Origin of the sequence: Lelliottia sp. RWM.1, from assembly GCF_016859735.1 — a bacterium.
Classification (GTDB): domain Bacteria; phylum Pseudomonadota; class Gammaproteobacteria; order Enterobacterales; family Enterobacteriaceae; genus Enterobacter.
On the sequence record NZ_WLVC01000002.1, the window covers coordinates 189,671 to 206,464 of the forward strand.

Genomic DNA, 16,794 nt, shown 5'->3' on the forward strand with positions numbered 1-16,794 from the left:
ACAGCGTCAGGATACTCTATATCCAGTTTCATTCAAACTTTCGCCTGAAATCTACCGGTTATCATTTTCGCCCGGACGCTACAATATACACTTCACGAGAACGCGCTCGGGAAGAGTCCGGCTTACGAACTTTCACCTTCGCAAACAGGGAGCGAATTTCCTTCAGATACTCCTCGAAACCTTCGCCTTGAAACACCTTCACAACAAAACTACCACCAGGCGCTAGTACATCACGACACATTTCTAACGCTAGCTCCACCAAATACATGGCGCGGGGGATATCCACCGCCGGTGTTCCACACATATTTGGTGCCATATCTGACATGACAACCTGGACCTTACTATCACCTACGCGTTCAAGTAACGCTTTCAGCACTAATTCATCACGAAAATCGCCCTGAAGGAAGTCCACACCAACGATTGGATCCATCGGTAAAAGATCGCATGCGATGATTCGTCCCGTTCCACCGATCTGCGTTACAGCATACTGAGACCATCCTCCGGGTGCTGCACCGAGGTCGACAACGGTCATTCCCGGTTTAAAAAGTTTGTCACTTTGCTGTATTTCATCAAGTTTAAACCAGGCGCGGGAACGTAACCCCTTTTTCTGCGCCTGGAGAACATATTTATCGCTAAAGTGTTCCTGGAGCCAGCGGCTGGAGCTGGCAGAACGCTTTTTACCTGTCATTTAACATTTCCGTCCTGGTTCATCGTAACGTGCCTGTGACGTAAATTTCTACGCAGCTATTTGGCGATATAAGGGAGATGGCGGTAGAATGAACCGTTTTCAATCCCAACGTAAGCAAAAATATACGATGAATCTGAGTACTAAACAAAAACAGCACCTTAAAGGTCTGGCACATCCGCTCAAGCCTGTAGTTATGCTTGGCAACAATGGTTTGACCGAAGGGGTGCTTGCCGAGATTGAACAAGCGCTGGAACACCACGAGCTGATCAAGGTGAAAATCGCCTCTGAAGACAGAGACACTAAAACCCTGATCGTGGAAGCCATCGTGCGCGAAACCGGTTCCTGTAACGTACAGGTCATCGGTAAAACGCTGGTGCTCTATCGCCCGTCTAAAGAGCGTAAAATCTCGCTGCCACGCTAAGAATATCCTGAATCGAACACATTATCTGTGTAAAACGAGGGATTTCTGTTAGCAGGTGAGCAAAATGCCATGCTCTTTGAGTTGATAAAAGGCCGCTATGCGGCCTTTTTCCTTTCTTTACAATGTATCAACATCTTAGTAGAGATGCGAATTACAGGTACTCAACCTTGATAATTTCGTACTCTACTTCGCCACCCGGTGTACGGATAACGACAACATCATCTTGCTCTTTACCAATCAAACCACGAGCAATAGGTGAGTTCACAGAAATTAAATTCTGCTTAAAATCTGCCTCGTCGTCACCCACGATGCGGTAAGTCTGCTCTTCATCATTATCCAGGTTCAACACCTTCACAGTGGAACCAAAGATCACGCGGCCATTGTTCGGTATCTTAGTGATGTCGATGACCTGTGCATTAGACAATTTAGCTTCGATATCTTTGATCCGACCTTCGCAGAATCCTTGCTGCTCACGCGCGGCGTGATATTCCGCATTCTCTTTCAAATCGCCATGCTCACGCGCGTCTGCGATAGCAGCGATAATTTCAGGGCGACGGACGGATTTCAGAAAATCCAGCTCTTCGCGTAGTTTTTCAGCACCACGTAAGGTCATCGGAATAGCTTGCATTGTTATACCTCTTAAACATTCCTGTTGGGGGAAGCGTCACCTACCCCGGCCCCTGTACTCATGTCTATCAATGCCATGAGTGAGCCAGAAGCAAAAAGAAAACCGACCCGGAAGCAAAGCCCCAGGCCAGCAGCAATTTTTCATTTTGATAAGTATTTTACCCTGAAGTTCACTATGGGTCATCGTTTACTTTGCAGGGGGTTGCGCCGTAGTATGGCGGTTTGTTTCCGGGTTGTTAGCGCGAGATTATGCGATTTTCCAGATTTATCATCGGATTGACTGCCAGTATAACGTTCACCGCTCAGGCCGCGAATGTTGATGAATACATTAATCAGTTGCCAGCTGGGGCTAACCTTGCACTGGTTGTACAAAAAATCGGGGCACAAGCACCCGAGATAGACTATCACAGCCAGCAAATGGCGCTGCCTGCCAGTACCCAGAAAGTGATCACTGCACTTGCTGCACTGCTCCAGTTGGGGCCGGATTTTCGTTTTACCACTACGCTAGAGAGCAAAGGTAACGTTAATGACGGCGTACTGAAAGGCGATCTTATCGCCCGGTTTGGCGGCGATCCAACCTTTAAACGCCAGGATATCCGCAATATGGTTGCGGTATTGAAAAAATCGGGCATTCAGAAAATCGACGGTAATGTGCTGATCGACACGTCGATTTTTGCCAGCCATGATAAAGCACCGGGCTGGCCATGGAACGACATGACACAGTGTTTTAGCGCACCGCCGGCAGCGGCGATTGTCGACCGCAACTGCTTCTCTGTTTCGCTCTATAGCGCCCAAAAACCGGATGATCTCGCATTCATTCGGGTCGCGTCCTATTACCCGGTCACCATGTTCAGCCAGGTTCGCACCCTGGCAAAAGGCTCACCGGATGCACAGTATTGCGAGCTGGATGTCGTACCTGGCGACCTTAATCGCTTTACGCTCACTGGCTGCCTGACACAGCGTACCGATCCGCTGCCCCTGGCATTCGCTATTCAGGACGGTGCGAGCTACGCTGGCGCAATCCTTAAAGACGAACTGAAACAAGCTGGCATAACCTACTCGGGCACGCTTTTGCGTCAGACTCAGGCCAATCAACCCGGTACAGTCATCGCCAGCAAGCAGTCTGCACCTCTGCATGACCTGCTTAAGATTATGCTGAAAAAATCGGACAACATGATTGCCGATACTGTCTTTCGTATGATTGGACATGCACGTTTCGGCGTGCCTGGAACATGGCGAGCGGGATCCGATGCCGTACGTCAGATCCTGCGTCAGCAGGCCGGGATCGACCTTGGCAATACGATTGCCGTCGATGGTTCAGGGTTATCGCGCCATAATTTGATTTCCCCGGCAACAATGATGCAAGTTCTTCAGTACATTGCTCAACACGACACTGAGCTAAACTTTATCTCAATGCTGCCTCTTGCCGGGTACGACGGCTCACTCCAGTACCGCGCAGGTCTTCATGCTGCGGGTGTAGATGGTAAAGTCTCAGCGAAAACAGGTTCACTGCAAGGGGTGTACAACCTTGCAGGCTTTATCACTACTGCCAGCGGCCAACGCATGGCTTTTGTGCAGTATCTTTCCGGCTATGCCGTCGAACCGACAGACCAGCGAAATCGTCGTATCCCACTGGTACGCTTCGAGAGCAGGCTCTATAAGGACATCTACCAGAATAACTAGTGATGAAACTACTCATTGTTGAAGACGATTTATTGCTCCAGGAAGGGCTGGCTCTTGCACTCACGAGTGAAGGATACGCACTGGACTGTGCGGCTACCGCCGCAGAAGCAGACTCACTGATCCAAAGTGGTGAGTACAGCCTGGTGATCCTGGATTTGGGTTTGCCTGACAAAGACGGTGCAACGCTATTGAGTCAATGGCGTCGACGCGGTGTAAGTAATCCCGTACTGATCCTGACAGCACGCGATGCACTTGAAGACCGAATCAACGGACTGGACTCCGGTGCTGATGACTATCTGGTAAAACCCTTTGCTCTGGCAGAATTACAGGCGCGTGCCCGCGCCTTGATTCGTCGTTATCAGGGACACAGTGATAATCAGCTTACCGATGGCGATCTCACGCTAAACCTGCAAACCCAGCAGGTGTTACGTCAATCTCAGCCGGTTGAAGTCACTCCAAAAGAATTCGCGTTGTTAGCACGCCTGATAATGCGTTCAGGCCAAACGGTGCACCGCGAAACATTACAGCAGGACATCTATTCCTGGCAGGACGATCCGGGATCAAACACGCTTGAAGTTCATATTCATAACCTGCGGCGTAAGCTGGGCAAAGACAGAATCAAAACTGTTCGCGGTGTTGGCTATCGCCTGGAGAGCCAGAAATGAACAGCATGCGTCGGCGATTAATGGTGCTGCTGGCGCTAATTCTGCTCTTCTTCCAGTTGATCAGCGTCGTCTGGCTCTGGCACGAAAGCCGCGAGCAAATCAGCTTTCTGGTCAATGAAACACTCTCAGCAAAATCACGAAATCATCATGTAGAGAAAGAAATCAGGGAAGCAATCGCTTCGTTGCTGGTTCCTTCTCTGGTGATGGTGAGTTTCACCTTGCTCTTCTCCTTCTGGGCCGTGACCTGGATAACGCGGCCACTTAACAAATTGCGCGATAGCCTTGCTAACCGTTCAGCGGATAATCTCACTCCTCTTCCTATGTATTCTGATATGGAAGAGATTGGGGCCGTCACCACCTCCTTAAATCAGTTACTGGCCCGGCTCGACCATACGATCCAGCAGGAACGCCTGTTTACCGCCGATGCCGCCCATGAACTACGTACGCCACTGGCAGGCATCCGCCTTCACCTTGAGCTAATGGCCCAGTCAGGCACTGCGCAAGCGACTTCGCTGGTTAATCGTATCGATCAGCTCATGCACACCGTAGAACAACTTCTGATGCTGGCTCGAGCAGGACAGGCGATGGCGAGCGGCCACTACGATACCGTGCGCTGGACCGAGAATATTATTACGCCGTTATCACTGGAGCATGATTTCAGAGAGCACAATGTCGTTTGGCCTGCCAATAGCGAACTGATCGTTCAGGGAGATGCGGTTTTATTACGATTGATGTTGCGTAACTTACTGGAGAATGCTGCCCGGTATAGCCCGGAAAAGACAACTATTACCGTCTCACTGGAAGCGGTCGACGGAGGAACACAGGTCAGTGTGCGTGATCAAGGTCCGGGCATTGACGAAGCGCACAGGCAGTCGATAACCGAACCTTTCCGCCGACTGGATCAACGTTATGGAGGGAGCGGGCTTGGGTTAAGCATCGTTCAGCGTATTGTTCAACTCCATCACGGCAAACTCACGCTTGATAACCACCCTGATGGCGGGCTGTTAGTCAGTTGCTGGTTACCCTCAACATTGAGTTAAAAAAAAGCCCCCTTTGAACAGGGGGCTTTTTGCAGGAATTAGTGCTTGTAGATGAATTCGACGCCTTCTTCGTCGTCTTCATCCCAATCATCATCCCAGTCTTCATCATCTTCTTCAGTTTCCAGCTCTTCGAGCTGCTGGCGATGGTAGTCATCCCACATGAATTCCACTTTTTCAGGCTGTTTAACGTCTTCAGCCTGAGCAACTGGATTCTCGATGATAAAGGTCATCACATCCCAGCACAGATCTTTCACGCCGACCTGGCTTGCAGCGGAAATCAGGTAGTATTTCTCTTCCCAACCCATCGCTTCAGCAATCGCTTTCGCTTTCGCCTCAGCTTCTGCTTTATCCATCAGGTCGATTTTGTTAAAGACCAGCCAGCGTGGCTTAGATGCCAGCTTATCGCTGTATTTTTCCAGCTCGCCAATGATGATACGGGCGTTCTCAACCGGGTCAGAACCGTCGATTGGGTCGATATCAATGAGATGCAGCAACACACGGCAACGCTCGAGGTGTTTCAGGAAACGAATCCCCAGACCTGCACCTTCAGCAGCCCCTTCTATCAGACCTGGAATATCTGCAACCACGAAGCTCTTCTCGTTATCCATACGAACAACGCCAAGGCTTGGTACAAGCGTGGTAAATGGATAATCCGCCACTTTCGGCTTGGCTGCAGAAACAGCGCGGATGAAAGTCGATTTACCCGCGTTTGGCATACCCAGCATACCGACGTCTGCCAGCAGCATCAGCTCCAGTTGCAGGTCGCGTTTGTCGCCCGGCGTCCCCATCGTCTTCTGGCGCGGAGAACGGTTCACAGATGATTTAAAACGACTGTTGCCCAGGCCATGCCAACCGCCCTTTGCCACCATCAGACGCTGACCATGCTTGGTCATATCACCCATGGTTTCACCAGTCCCCTGGTCGATGACACGTGTACCTACAGGTACTTTGATAGTGACATCCTTACCACGTTTGCCAGTACAATCGCGGCTCTGGCCATTTTGGCCACGTTCAGCACGGAAGGACTTTTCAAAGCGGTAGTCGATCAGTGTATTGAGGTTTTCGTCCGCCTCTAACCACACGTCACCACCATCACCGCCGTCGCCGCCGTCAGGACCGCCACGGGGTATATATTTTTCACGGCGGAAGCTCACGCAACCATTACCGCCATCACCTGCTACCACCAGGATCGTTGCTTCATCAACAAACTTCATTTTACTCTCCGTAAATCATTCGCCTGAGCGGGGGACAACTACAACCGCTTCATTTTTGCGCCAACGCCCCCAGAGACGATGACCAATGGCGGAATACATCGCGCCCGCAACCACGACAAACGCACCGAGATAACCCAACAGGTTTAACATCGGCTTGACGAAGAAATCGGGCCAGGCCATTGATAACAAATCTGAAAATAACAGCGTAAACAGCGGAGTCAGCGTAATTAACGCACTCACCTGCGCTGCCTGCCAACGCGCCATAGCTTCAGCTAGCGCGCCATAACCGACCAGCGTATTAAGCCCACAGAAAATGAGGCACGCCAGTTGCCAGTCGCTTAGCTGAGAAATCACACCCGGCTTTGCTAACGGCAATAATGCTATTGTACACAAAGTGTACAGTAAAAAGAGGATCTGCTGTGAGGCTAGTCTACGCAATAACACCTTTTGCGCGACGCCGTAGCTCACCCATACTGTTGCCGCGCCTACACCAAAAATCACACCCCAGGTGTAATCTGTCAGGCGGGTAAAAATTTCTACCAAACTGGTGTTAAAGAACATCACCAGGCCACACAACAGCATACTCGCCCCGACAATCTGCGTGCCGCGCATCTTCTCTTTCAGGATGAAGACACTGGCGACCATCATGCCAACGGGTGAAAGTTGACCGATCACCTGCGACGCGGTAGGGCTAAGATATTGCAGGGAAGAACTGAACAGAATGAAATTACCGAACAGACCACCTGTTGCAATGGCAAGCAGCACAAGCCAACGAGGTTTGCGAAAAACCCGCAGTGGCGGAAGCTTTCCTTTGATAGCCAGGATAGCACCAAGGCCAATGCTTGCCATCAGGAAGCGATAGAACACCACCGTAGGGGGTTCCATCACTTCCAAAACCTGCTTCATTGCAATTGGCAATGCCCCCCAGCATATCGCTGTTGTAAGCGCCAAAAGGATACCAATGCCGGCCTGCTGCTTCATGCCCGTTTTCCCTGCAGAAAATTTTACGGACTTCTAATGTAAAAAGCCCCGCAACACGTTGCGGGGCTTTAATCCGTTACCGGACCACGAAAAACTTACTCAGCAACGATGCTGATGTATTTACGGTTGTTCGGGCCTTTAACTTCAAATTTCACTTTACCGTCTGCTTTAGCAAACAGAGTGTGGTCACGACCGCAACCTACGTTGTTGCCAGCGTGGAATTTAGTACCACGTTGACGAACGATGATGCTACCCGCCAGAACGGATTCGCCACCGAAACGCTTAACGCCGAGGCGTTTAGCTTCTGAATCGCGACCGTTACGAGTTGAGCCGCCAGCCTTTTTATGTGCCATTTAAATCTCTCCTCAGGTCTTAGGCGCTGATGCCAGTAATTTTCACATCAGTGAACCACTGACGATGGCCCTGCTGCTTACGGTAGTGTTTACGACGACGAAACTTAACGATTTTAACTTTCTCGCCACGACCATGAGCAACAACTTCAGCTTTGATAACGCCGCCATCAACGAAAGGAACGCCGATTTTGACTTCTTCACCGTTTGCGATCATCAGCACTTCAGCGAATTCAACAGATTCGCCAGTTGCGATGTCCAGCTTTTCCAGGCGAACGGTCTGACCTTCGCTTACTCGGTGTTGTTTACCACCACTTTGGAAAACCGCGTACATATAGAACTCCGCTTCCGCGCACATCCTCGTATGATTCAGAGTGCGCTATAAATATTCACAATAGGGCGCGAATATTACGCAAAACACGAGCCTTTGACAAGTGCTACCGTCAATACATGAAGAAAAAAAACACAACACGCACGGTAACGTTTATCTGAGCCATTTTTTCAGTACAATCAGAGGTACTATTGATAAACTGAAACCCTTCGTTAACCCATTTGTAATGGGATAAACAGGATAAAAAGCCCGGCTTTTGCGATGAATCTAGAAAAAATCAATGAGTTAACCGCGCAAGATATGGCGGGTGTAAATGCAGCAATCCTGGAGCAACTCAACTCTGACGTTCAGCTGATCAATCAGTTAGGTTATTACATCGTCAGCGGCGGCGGTAAACGCATTCGTCCTATGATTGCCATTCTGGCTGCAAGAGCCGTGGGTTATCAGGGAAATGCTCATGTCAGCATTGCTGCCCTGATCGAATTTATCCACACCGCCACACTATTGCATGATGACGTGGTAGACGAATCAGATATGCGTCGTGGAAAAGCCACCGCAAACGCGGCCTTTGGCAACGCTGCCAGCGTTTTGGTGGGGGATTTTATCTATACCCGTGCCTTCCAGATGATGACCCGTCTTGGTTCATTAAAAGTGCTGGAAGTCATGTCTGAGGCCGTTAATGTGATCGCTGAAGGCGAAGTCCTTCAGTTGATGAATGTTAACGATCCGGACATCACTGAAGAAAACTACATGCGTGTGATTTACAGTAAAACCGCGCGTCTGTTTGAAGCAGCAGCACAGTGTTCTGGTATTCTTGCCGACTGCACGGAAGAACAAGAGCGTGGCCTGCAAGACTATGGTCGCTATCTGGGTACAGCATTCCAGCTGATTGATGATTTACTGGACTACAGCGCCGATGGTGAAACGCTGGGCAAAAATGTGGGTGATGACCTGAATGAAGGTAAACCGACCTTGCCGCTTCTCCACGCCATGCGCAATGGCTCCCCGGACCAGGCAAAAATGATCCGTGAAGCTATCGAACAAGGGAATGGTCGACATCTTCTTGAACCAGTACTGGAAACAATGGCTATCTGTGGTTCGCTTGCCTGGACGCGACAGCGTGCGGAAGAAGAAGCAGATAAAGCAATTTCTGCCATTCAGGTGATTCCAGACAGCCCATGGCGGGATGCCCTCATCGCCCTTGCCCACATCGCAGTACAACGCGATCGCTAGCCTTTCACGCTCTCCCCGCAGCCCTTGCGGGGAGATTCCAATAAGCGCCAATAAACACCATATTCATATTAAATCATCAGCTTACATGCCGCATGAATAAAGCTGCGCCATATTCTGAATATTGCTTCCAGTAACTCGAACTTTTTAGAACCCGTGTTCGAAGAAGGTATAGTAACGCTGTTATTTCATGAGAAATGACGTGGAAGGCATACGAACACAAGGACAGCATATGGATACGAAATTTATCGACTGGCATTCAGCCGATATTATCGCGGCGCTACGTAAAAAAGGGACATCGCTGGCGGCGGAATCTCGTCGCAGTGGGTTAAGTTCTTCGACACTTGCGAATGCACTGACTCGCCCATGGCCAAAAGGGGAATTGATTATCGCAACCGCACTGGAAACACATCCGTGGGTAATCTGGCCATCGCGTTATCACGATCCCATCACACATGAGTTTATCGACAGAACACGCATGATGCGTAACAGAAGACAAGAACAAGCCCAAAAGAGCTGATAGTTGTATTTTAACAGGAACAGCAACCCCCCGGTCATCTCTGGCAGGGGGCTGCCGGTACGATTACTCGCCCTTCACACGTTCGATATTCGCACCTAACGCACGCAGTTTATCTTCGATGCGCTCATAGCCACGATCGATATGATAAATACGATCAACAATCGTCGTACCTTCGGCAATACAACCCGCCAGTACCAGGCTCGCAGAAGCGCGGAGATCGGTTGCCATCACCTGCGCACCCGACAGTTTTTCTACTCCATGGCAAATCACGGTGTTGCTTTCAATTTCAGCACGTGCGCCCATACGGATAAGTTCCGGTACGTGCATGAAACGGTTTTCAAAAATCGTTTCAGTAATGAATCCCGTCCCTTCAGCCACCAGGTTCAGCAGGGTAAACTGCGCCTGCATATCCGTCGGGAAAGCTGGATGCGGAGCCGTGCGGACATTAACCGCTTTCGGACGTTGACCATGCATATCCAGGCTGATCCAGTCTTCACCGGTTTCGATATCAGCACCAGCATCACGCAGCTTAGCCAACACGGCATCAAGCGTATCAGGCTGAGCATTGCGGCATACAATTTTGCCACCCGAAATAGCCGCAGCGATCAGGAATGTACCTGTTTCGATACGGTCAGGCAGAACACGGTAAACACCACCACCCAGACGTTCAACACCTTCGATCGTAATGCGATCGGTTCCCTGGCCGGTGATCTTAGCGCCCAACGCAACGAGGAAGTTCGCTGTGTCGACAATTTCAGGCTCACGCGCGGCGTTCTCAATAACTGTCGTTCCTTCAGCCAGCGTTGCCGCAGACATGATCGTTACCGTCGCACCTACGCTCACTTTATCCATTACAATGTGTGCGCCTTTTAAACGACCATTGACGGATGCTTTAACGTAACCTTCTTCGAGTTTGATCTCTGCGCCCAGTTTTTCCAGACCAAAGATGTGCAGATCAACCGGACGAGCACCAATTGCACAACCACCAGGCAGAGACACCTGGCCCTGACCAAAACGCGCCACCAACGGACCAAGGGCCCAGATAGAAGCACGCATAGTTTTCACCAGATCATACGGCGCACAAAAGATGTTAACGTTGCTGGCATCGATCCAGACTGAGCCATTGCGCTCTACTTTCGTACCCAACTGGCTGAGCAGTTTCATGGTCGTGTCGATGTCTTTCAGTTTCGGTACGTTCTGGATTTCTACCGGTTCTTCTGCGAGCAGCGCTGCAAAGAGGATAGGCAGCGCGGCGTTTTTGGCGCCAGAAATTGTGACTTCGCCCTGGAGACGCGTTGGCCCCTGTACACGAAATTTGTCCATGATATTGCTCTCTTATAAATTCAACCGTGCCGCGAGCCTGAAGCTCTCAGCTCAAAAACCGTTTAGCTTGCGATCGCGAGCCCACTCTTGCGGCGTGAACGCTTTAATCGACAGGGCGTGGATGCGGTTATCCGCAATGTATTCCATCAGTGGCGCGTAGACAGCCTGCTGTTTCTTCACACGGCTCATACCGTCGAAAATCTCACCCACAGCAATAACCTGGAAGTGACTGCCATCGCCAGAAACGTGGGCTTCCTGAAGGGAGAGTGCATTCATCAGCACTGTCTGGATTTCATTATTTTCCATGGGTTCTATATCATCTGATCGTGAAAACAAGCCCAACATCTTAGAGCAAAGTTGCGCCGTCTTAAACAAACAAAAAGCCCCGACAATGAAACAGTCAGGGCTTTCAGAAGTAACGTACTGAAAAAGTTAGCGAGGTAATACGTCGTCAGGCAAATTATAGAGCTGTGCAAGAGTCACTACATTGTCGCTGACGCCTGAAAGCGTAACGTGTGCGCCCTGCTTTTTACCCACCGCAACCAAATGCGTCAACAACGCAATACCTGCCGTATCCACACGAGAAACGCCGCTTAAATCAATCAATTGAATGCCTTGCATCGCTTCATGCCGCGCATCCCAAAGAGGATTCAGCAGATCCTGATCAAGCTCGCCAGACAGCCGTAATGTGTCACCTTCACGCGACCAGCTTAATTGCTGCGGCATTACTTTTTCTCGTCCAGAGTAATTTTCTGACGGGAGATGGACTGTAATTGCGCAGTCAAACCGTCAATGCCTTTGGTGCGTAGCAGATCGCTCCACTCATTCTGTTTCGTGGTAATCATACTCACCCCTTCAGCGATCATGTCATACGCCTGCCAGTTTCCCGTCTGGCTGTTTTTACGCCACTGAAAATCAAGACGAACCGGCGGCCGACCATTAGGGTCCAGAATAGTTACGCGGATAGGAATAATGGTTGCATCGCCCAGCGGTTGCTCTGGCGCGATCTGATAAGTCTGGCCATGGTACATCGCCAGTGCCTGACCATAGGCCTGTTTCAGATATTCCCGGAAAGCGGCAAAGTAGGCATCACGCTGAGCAGGCGTCGCATCTTTATAATAACGCCCTAACACAAGCGCACCGGCGTATTTGATTTGTACGTAAGGCAACAGTTCCTGATCGACCACTTCACGCAAATAATCCGGATTAGCACGAATTTTTGATTGTTCATTTTTCAAACGGTCAAACGTTTTCTGTGCAGCTTCATCCATCTGTTTATACGGATTAGTCGCATCAGCGGCAATTGCTGCCGTCAGGGGGGCGATCATCAACATCGCAACCATTAACAGTCGTTTAATCATAAATTACTTCTCCTGCGATGAATTCGTTGTGCCTTGAGCAGGCTCACTATCAGCTTTCTTATCATCACCACCTTTACTGCTGTAAAGGAACTGACCGATCATATCTTCCAGCACCATGGCTGATTTCGTATCCTGAATCACGCTACCGTCTTTAAGGATAGTCGTTCCCAGTTCAGGGTCCTCAAAACCGACGTTTAGCGCCAGATATTGTTCGCCCAGAAGACCTGAAGTCCGGATAGAAAGCGAACTGGTATCAGGAATGTGGTTGTAACGTTCTTCAATATCCATCGCAACGCGTGGCAGGTAGGTTTTCTCATCCAGTGTGATATCTGCCACCCTTCCAATAACCACACCGCCAATACGCACCGGTGAGCGCGCCTTCAGCCCTCCGATATTATCGAACGTTGCGAAAATACGATAAGTAGGTTCGGTGCGAATGGACGTAATATCTGCAGCCCGCAGGCAGATAAACAGTGCAGCCAACAGTGCCAGCAACAGAAACACGCCTACCCAAATTTCATTTTTTCTCGTTTGCATGAACTCAATTCCCAAACATCAGTGCGGTGAGCACAAAATCCAGACCCAGTACGGCCAGCGACGAATGAACGACAGTACGTGTTGTTGCGCGGCTAATGCCCGCTGACGTTGGAATGGCATCATAGCCATTAAACAACGCAATCCAGGTGACCGTAATGGCAAATACAACGCTCTTAATCAGACAGTTAACTAAATCCATACGCAGGTCGATAGCATCCTGCATGGCAGACCAGAAGAAACCAGCATCAATCCCTTTCCAGTGTACACCGACCAGCGATCCCCCCCAGATACCCACTGCCACAAAGAGAATCGTCAGCAGAGGTAAAGAGATAACGCCCGCCCAAAAGCGAGGTGAGATCACCCGGCGTAGCGGATCAACCGCCATCATCTCCATACTGGAAAGTTGCTCAGTGGCGCGCATCAGGCCAATTTCTGCAGTTAACGCCGAACCCGCGCGCCCGGCAAACAGAAGTGCAGCAACCACAGGTCCCAGCTCACGCAGCAAGGAGAGTGCCACCAGCATGCCGAGGCTGGTTTCCGCACTGTAAGTCGTCAGAACGAGATAGCCCTGAAGCCCAAGCACCATACCGATAAACAGTCCGGAGACAATGATAATGATCATCGACAGAACGCCGACATTATAAAGCTGCCGCACCAGCAGAGGGGCATGCTTACGGAATTCCGGCTTGCCGACCAGCGCGTTGAATAACATCAATCCAGCGCGCCCGAACGTCCTGATGGTTTTTACGCCACGGTGTCCAAGAGCGGCCAACGCATTTAACAACATGAGTGGCTTAACTCCCTATTCCCAATAAATCGTCACGATAGTCACCCGATGGGTAGCGGAATGGCACAGGGCCATCCGCGATACCGTCCAGGAACTGTCGTACTCGTGGATCGCCATTCTCCTGCAAGGCCTGAGCGCTACCGTGCGCGACGATCTTCTGGTCTGCCACAATATACGCGTAATCGGCAATGCTCAGTACTTCCGGCACGTCGTGAGATACCACGACACAGGTAACGCCCAGTGCACTGTTCAGCTCAGAAATGAGCTTCACCAGCACACCCATGGTGATAGGGTCTTGTCCGACGAAAGGTTCGTCAAACATAATTAAATCAGGTTCTAAGGCAATAGCACGCGCCAGTGCGGCACGCCGCGCCATGCCACCAGAAAGCTCTGATGGCATCAATTTAGCTGCACCACGTAAACCTACCGCTTCGAGTTTCATCATTACCGTGCTTTTAAGCAGCTCGGGGGGCAGACGCGTATGCTCACGCAGCGGGTAAGCCACGTTATCAAAGACGTTCATATCGGTGAATAATGCGCCTGACTGAAAGAGCATACTCATACGCTTGCGGACGGTGTAAAGACGCGAGCGCGACATGACCGGGATGTTCTCACCATCAAACAGGATCTCGCCGCTGTCTGGTGGGATCTGCCCACCAATAAGACGCAACAATGTCGTTTTACCGATCCCGGACGGGCCCATAATGGCCGTGATCTTACCACGCGGTACAGTCAGCGATATATCATCAAAGATCAATCGGTTGCCGCGAGAAAAGCTGACGCCACGGACATCGACTAAATTCGCCATAGTTTGGCTCATTTATGGTTCCTTTCTTACTCTACTTCACGTTAAGCACATCGCTTAAATCAGCCCTAATCTCAGCATTTTTACAGAATAATGCCTGGTGAGGTTAGCGAAAGCTGGCATTTGTTTTACTTTTCCGGCGCATAAAGTCAAAATTAGGAATTCGTTACGTCTCAGACTGTATGCAGCGCCAAAGATTCATTCGCTGTGGACCGGCGAGTATACCTGAATAAAGGACTTTTGATGCTTTTAGCAACGGCACTGTTAATAATTGGTTTACTTTTGGTGGTCTACAGTGCTGACCGTTTGGTATTTGCTGCATCGATCCTGTGCCGCCTTCTTGGCGTACCACCCATTATTATTGGATTAACGGTTGTCAGCGTTGGGACATCGCTTCCAGAAATTATCGTCGCTGTCTCAGCCTCGCTACACGGCCAGGTCGATCTTGCTATCGGCACTGCCATTGGCTCCAATATCGTCAATATTTTACTGATTCTTGGCCTGGCGGCATTACTGCACTCATTTCGCGTGCATTCTGATGTCTTGCGCCGTGAATTGCCGCTAATGTTAATCGTAAGTTTACTGGCAGGTTGCGTGCTTTATGACGGAGAGCTGAGCTATGGCGATGGCATCTTTTTGCTGACGCTGGCAGGAATATGGCTTCTGTATAGTGTGAAGATTGCCCGACTTGCGGAAAAACAAGGTGATGACAGCCTGATGCGTGAGCATATTGCCGAGCTACCGCGCGAAGGAACTTTACCTGTCGCGCTGCTTTGGCTTGGCGTTGCGCTCATTATCATGCCGATGGCAACACGTATGGTCGTGGATAACGCGACGGTGCTGGCGAACTATTTCGCCATGAGTGAACTGACGATGGGCCTGACCGTGATTGCCATTGGAACCAGCTTACCTGAACTGGCAACAGCCATTGCTGGCGCACGTAAAGGTGAAGATGATATCGCGATTGGCAATATCATTGGCTCAAACATTTTTAATATTGCGATCGTGACTGGCCTGCCAGCGCTGATATCGCCAGGGCCATTTAATCCACTGGCCTTCTCGCGCGATTACGGCGTGATGTTGCTGGTCAGTGTTATTTTTGCCCTGCTCTGCTGGCGACGAAAACAGCAGATAGGTAAAAGTGCAGGCGCATTGCTTACAGGTGGATTTATCGTATGGATGGCGATGCTGTACTGGCTGTCGCCTCTTCTCTCTGGGTAAACGGAAACGCATTATGTCGCAAATAGAATTGCAGCCGGATTTTGACTTTCAGAAAGCAGGCAAAGAAGTTCTGGAGATTGAACGTGAAGGTCTGGCGCAGTTAGATCAGTACATTAACCATGATTTCAGCCAGGCATGTGAGAAAATGTTCCACTGCTCAGGCAAAGTCGTGGTAATGGGCATGGGCAAATCGGGTCACATTGGCCGCAAGATGGCTGCAACCTTTGCCAGTACAGGCACATCGTCATTCTTTGTACATCCAGGTGAGGCCGCGCACGGTGACCTGGGGATGGTCACACCACAGGATATCGTGATTGCGCTGTCTAATTCCGGTGAGTCCAATGAAATACTGGCATTGATCCCTGTACTGAAACGACTGCAGGTTCCGCTTATCTGCATGACCAGTCGCCCGGAAAGCAGCATGGCCCGTGCCGCCGATATCCACCTGTGCGTCAAAGTCCCCAAAGAGGCATGTCCTCTCGGACTGGCCCCAACCTCCAGCACGACTGCCGCGCTGGTGATGGGTGATGCACTTGCCGTTGCGCTCCTCGAAGCCCGAGGTTTTACACCCGAAGATTTTGCGCTCTCTCATCCCGGCGGGGCGTTGGGACGCAAACTACTGCTTCGGGTAAACGACATTATGCATACAGGCGATGAGATCCCTCACGTCAGTAAAACTGCCTCACTTCGGGATGCATTACTGGAAATCACCCATAAAAATCTCGGTATGACTGTCATCTGTGATGAGCAGATGAAGATTGATGGGATTTTCACTGATGGCGACTTACGTCGTGTGTTCGATATGGGCGTTGATGTCCGGACATTGGGTATCGCCGATGTGATGACCCCCGGCGGAATTCGCGTTCGTCCAGGCACGCTGGCAGTGGATGTTCTCAACCTGATGCAGTCGCGCCACATCACCGCGGTAATGGTTGCCGATGGCGACCAACTGCTGGGTGTGGTACATATGCATGATCTGCTACGCGCTGGCGTAGTGTAATGAAGGATAA

21 protein-coding genes are annotated in these 16,794 nt (G+C 50.4%); 8 read left to right on the plus strand and 13 right to left on the minus strand.

Annotated elements, in window-relative coordinates:
• Positions 1-61: 61 nt before the first annotated feature.
• Positions 62-688, minus strand: coding sequence for a 23S rRNA (uridine(2552)-2'-O)-methyltransferase RlmE (gene rlmE / locus GF617_RS02735; RefSeq protein ID WP_181620949.1), 627 nt, complete (start codon positions 686-688; stop codon positions 62-64).
• A gap of 127 nt (positions 689-815) precedes the next feature.
• On the opposite strand from rlmE, the gene yhbY reads away from it, so the two are divergent.
• Complete coding sequence (gene yhbY, locus GF617_RS02740; protein WP_181623842.1) at positions 816-1,109, plus strand: ribosome assembly RNA-binding protein YhbY; 294 nt, start codon at positions 816-818, stop codon at positions 1,107-1,109.
• Between the two features lie 151 nt (positions 1,110-1,260).
• Here the strand turns inward: yhbY and greA are convergent, their stop codons facing one another.
• Positions 1,261-1,737, minus strand: coding sequence for a transcription elongation factor GreA (greA, locus tag GF617_RS02745; RefSeq protein WP_181620950.1), 477 nt, complete (start codon positions 1,735-1,737; stop codon positions 1,261-1,263).
• Between the two features lie 248 nt (positions 1,738-1,985).
• On the opposite strand from greA, the gene dacB reads away from it, so the two are divergent.
• Genes dacB through pmrB form a run of 3 tightly spaced genes read left to right on the plus strand, consistent with a single transcriptional unit; the run spans position 1,986 to position 5,124 of the window.
• Positions 1,986-3,419 (plus strand): serine-type D-Ala-D-Ala carboxypeptidase, encoded by a 1,434-nt coding sequence (gene dacB, locus GF617_RS02750; RefSeq protein WP_181620951.1) that lies wholly within the window; start codon positions 1,986-1,988, stop codon positions 3,417-3,419.
• A 2-nt stretch (positions 3,420-3,421) separates the two neighbouring features.
• On the plus strand, positions 3,422-4,084 hold the full coding sequence (gene pmrA / locus GF617_RS02755) for a two-component system response regulator PmrA (protein ID WP_181620952.1): 663 nt from the start codon (positions 3,422-3,424) through the stop codon (positions 4,082-4,084).
• A complete protein-coding gene (gene pmrB / locus GF617_RS02760; RefSeq protein WP_181620953.1) occupies positions 4,081-5,124 on the plus strand; it encodes a two-component system sensor histidine kinase PmrB in 1,044 nt (347 codons plus the stop codon). Before pmrA ends, pmrB begins: the two co-directional genes overlap by 4 nt.
• Before the next feature lie 38 nt (positions 5,125-5,162).
• On the opposite strand, the gene cgtA is transcribed toward pmrB, so the two are convergent.
• The 4 genes from cgtA to rplU form a co-directional block, all read right to left on the minus strand.
• Positions 5,163-6,338 carry an Obg family GTPase CgtA gene (gene cgtA / locus GF617_RS02765; protein ID WP_181620954.1) on the minus strand — a complete coding sequence of 392 codons (1,176 nt, stop codon included), beginning with the start codon at positions 6,336-6,338 and terminating at the stop codon, positions 5,163-5,165.
• 15 nt (positions 6,339-6,353) lie between these two features.
• The gene (locus tag GF617_RS02770; protein WP_181620955.1) at positions 6,354-7,319 is read right to left on the minus strand and encodes a DMT family transporter; all 966 of its coding nucleotides are present in this window, start codon (positions 7,317-7,319) and stop codon (positions 6,354-6,356) included.
• A 95-nt stretch (positions 7,320-7,414) separates the two neighbouring features.
• Complete coding sequence (gene rpmA / locus GF617_RS02775) at positions 7,415-7,672, minus strand: 50S ribosomal protein L27 (RefSeq protein ID WP_004385076.1); 258 nt, start codon at positions 7,670-7,672, stop codon at positions 7,415-7,417.
• A gap of 19 nt (positions 7,673-7,691) precedes the next feature.
• On the minus strand, positions 7,692-8,003 hold the full coding sequence (gene rplU / locus GF617_RS02780) for a 50S ribosomal protein L21 (RefSeq protein ID WP_003025032.1): 312 nt from the start codon (positions 8,001-8,003) through the stop codon (positions 7,692-7,694).
• A gap of 258 nt (positions 8,004-8,261) precedes the next feature.
• Between rplU and ispB the strand changes: the two genes are divergently transcribed.
• Positions 8,262-9,233: an octaprenyl diphosphate synthase gene (ispB, locus tag GF617_RS02785; protein ID WP_181620956.1), complete on the plus strand. Its 972-nt coding sequence runs from the start codon at positions 8,262-8,264 to the stop codon at positions 9,231-9,233.
• Positions 9,234-9,462: 229 nt separating this feature from the next.
• Positions 9,463-9,750 carry a DNA-binding transcriptional regulator SfsB gene (gene sfsB, locus GF617_RS02790; protein WP_181620957.1) on the plus strand — a complete coding sequence of 96 codons (288 nt, stop codon included), beginning with the start codon at positions 9,463-9,465 and terminating at the stop codon, positions 9,748-9,750.
• Between the two features lie 63 nt (positions 9,751-9,813).
• Here the strand turns inward: sfsB and murA are convergent, their stop codons facing one another.
• From murA to mlaF, 7 genes are all read right to left on the minus strand, one after another.
• Positions 9,814-11,073, minus strand: coding sequence for a UDP-N-acetylglucosamine 1-carboxyvinyltransferase (gene murA / locus GF617_RS02795; protein WP_181620958.1), 1,260 nt, complete (start codon positions 11,071-11,073; stop codon positions 9,814-9,816).
• A gap of 51 nt (positions 11,074-11,124) precedes the next feature.
• A complete protein-coding gene (ibaG, locus tag GF617_RS02800; protein WP_042322109.1) occupies positions 11,125-11,379 on the minus strand; it encodes a BolA family iron metabolism protein IbaG in 255 nt (84 codons plus the stop codon).
• A gap of 126 nt (positions 11,380-11,505) precedes the next feature.
• Positions 11,506-11,799 (minus strand): lipid asymmetry maintenance protein MlaB, encoded by a 294-nt coding sequence (gene mlaB, locus GF617_RS02805; protein ID WP_181620959.1) that lies wholly within the window; start codon positions 11,797-11,799, stop codon positions 11,506-11,508.
• Positions 11,799-12,434, minus strand: coding sequence for a phospholipid-binding protein MlaC (gene mlaC / locus GF617_RS02810; protein WP_203451012.1), 636 nt, complete (start codon positions 12,432-12,434; stop codon positions 11,799-11,801). The genes mlaB and mlaC overlap by 1 nt, the downstream gene beginning before the upstream one ends.
• A 3-nt stretch (positions 12,435-12,437) precedes the next feature.
• Entirely contained in the window at positions 12,438-12,971 is a 534-nt protein-coding gene (gene mlaD / locus GF617_RS02815) for an outer membrane lipid asymmetry maintenance protein MlaD (protein WP_181620961.1), read from the minus strand.
• Between the two features lie 4 nt (positions 12,972-12,975).
• The gene (mlaE, locus tag GF617_RS02820) at positions 12,976-13,758 is read right to left on the minus strand and encodes a lipid asymmetry maintenance ABC transporter permease subunit MlaE (RefSeq protein ID WP_181620962.1); all 783 of its coding nucleotides are present in this window, start codon (positions 13,756-13,758) and stop codon (positions 12,976-12,978) included.
• A gap of 7 nt (positions 13,759-13,765) precedes the next feature.
• Positions 13,766-14,578 carry a phospholipid ABC transporter ATP-binding protein MlaF gene (gene mlaF, locus GF617_RS02825; RefSeq protein WP_203451013.1) on the minus strand — a complete coding sequence of 271 codons (813 nt, stop codon included), beginning with the start codon at positions 14,576-14,578 and terminating at the stop codon, positions 13,766-13,768.
• A gap of 228 nt (positions 14,579-14,806) precedes the next feature.
• Between mlaF and GF617_RS02830 the strand changes: the two genes are divergently transcribed.
• Both GF617_RS02830 and kdsD read left to right on the plus strand, forming a co-directional pair.
• The gene (locus tag GF617_RS02830) at positions 14,807-15,784 is read left to right on the plus strand and encodes a calcium/sodium antiporter (protein ID WP_181620964.1); all 978 of its coding nucleotides are present in this window, start codon (positions 14,807-14,809) and stop codon (positions 15,782-15,784) included.
• 13 nt (positions 15,785-15,797) lie between these two features.
• The gene (kdsD, locus tag GF617_RS02835; RefSeq protein WP_181620965.1) at positions 15,798-16,784 is read left to right on the plus strand and encodes an arabinose-5-phosphate isomerase KdsD; all 987 of its coding nucleotides are present in this window, start codon (positions 15,798-15,800) and stop codon (positions 16,782-16,784) included.
• Positions 16,785-16,794 lie beyond the last annotated feature (10 nt).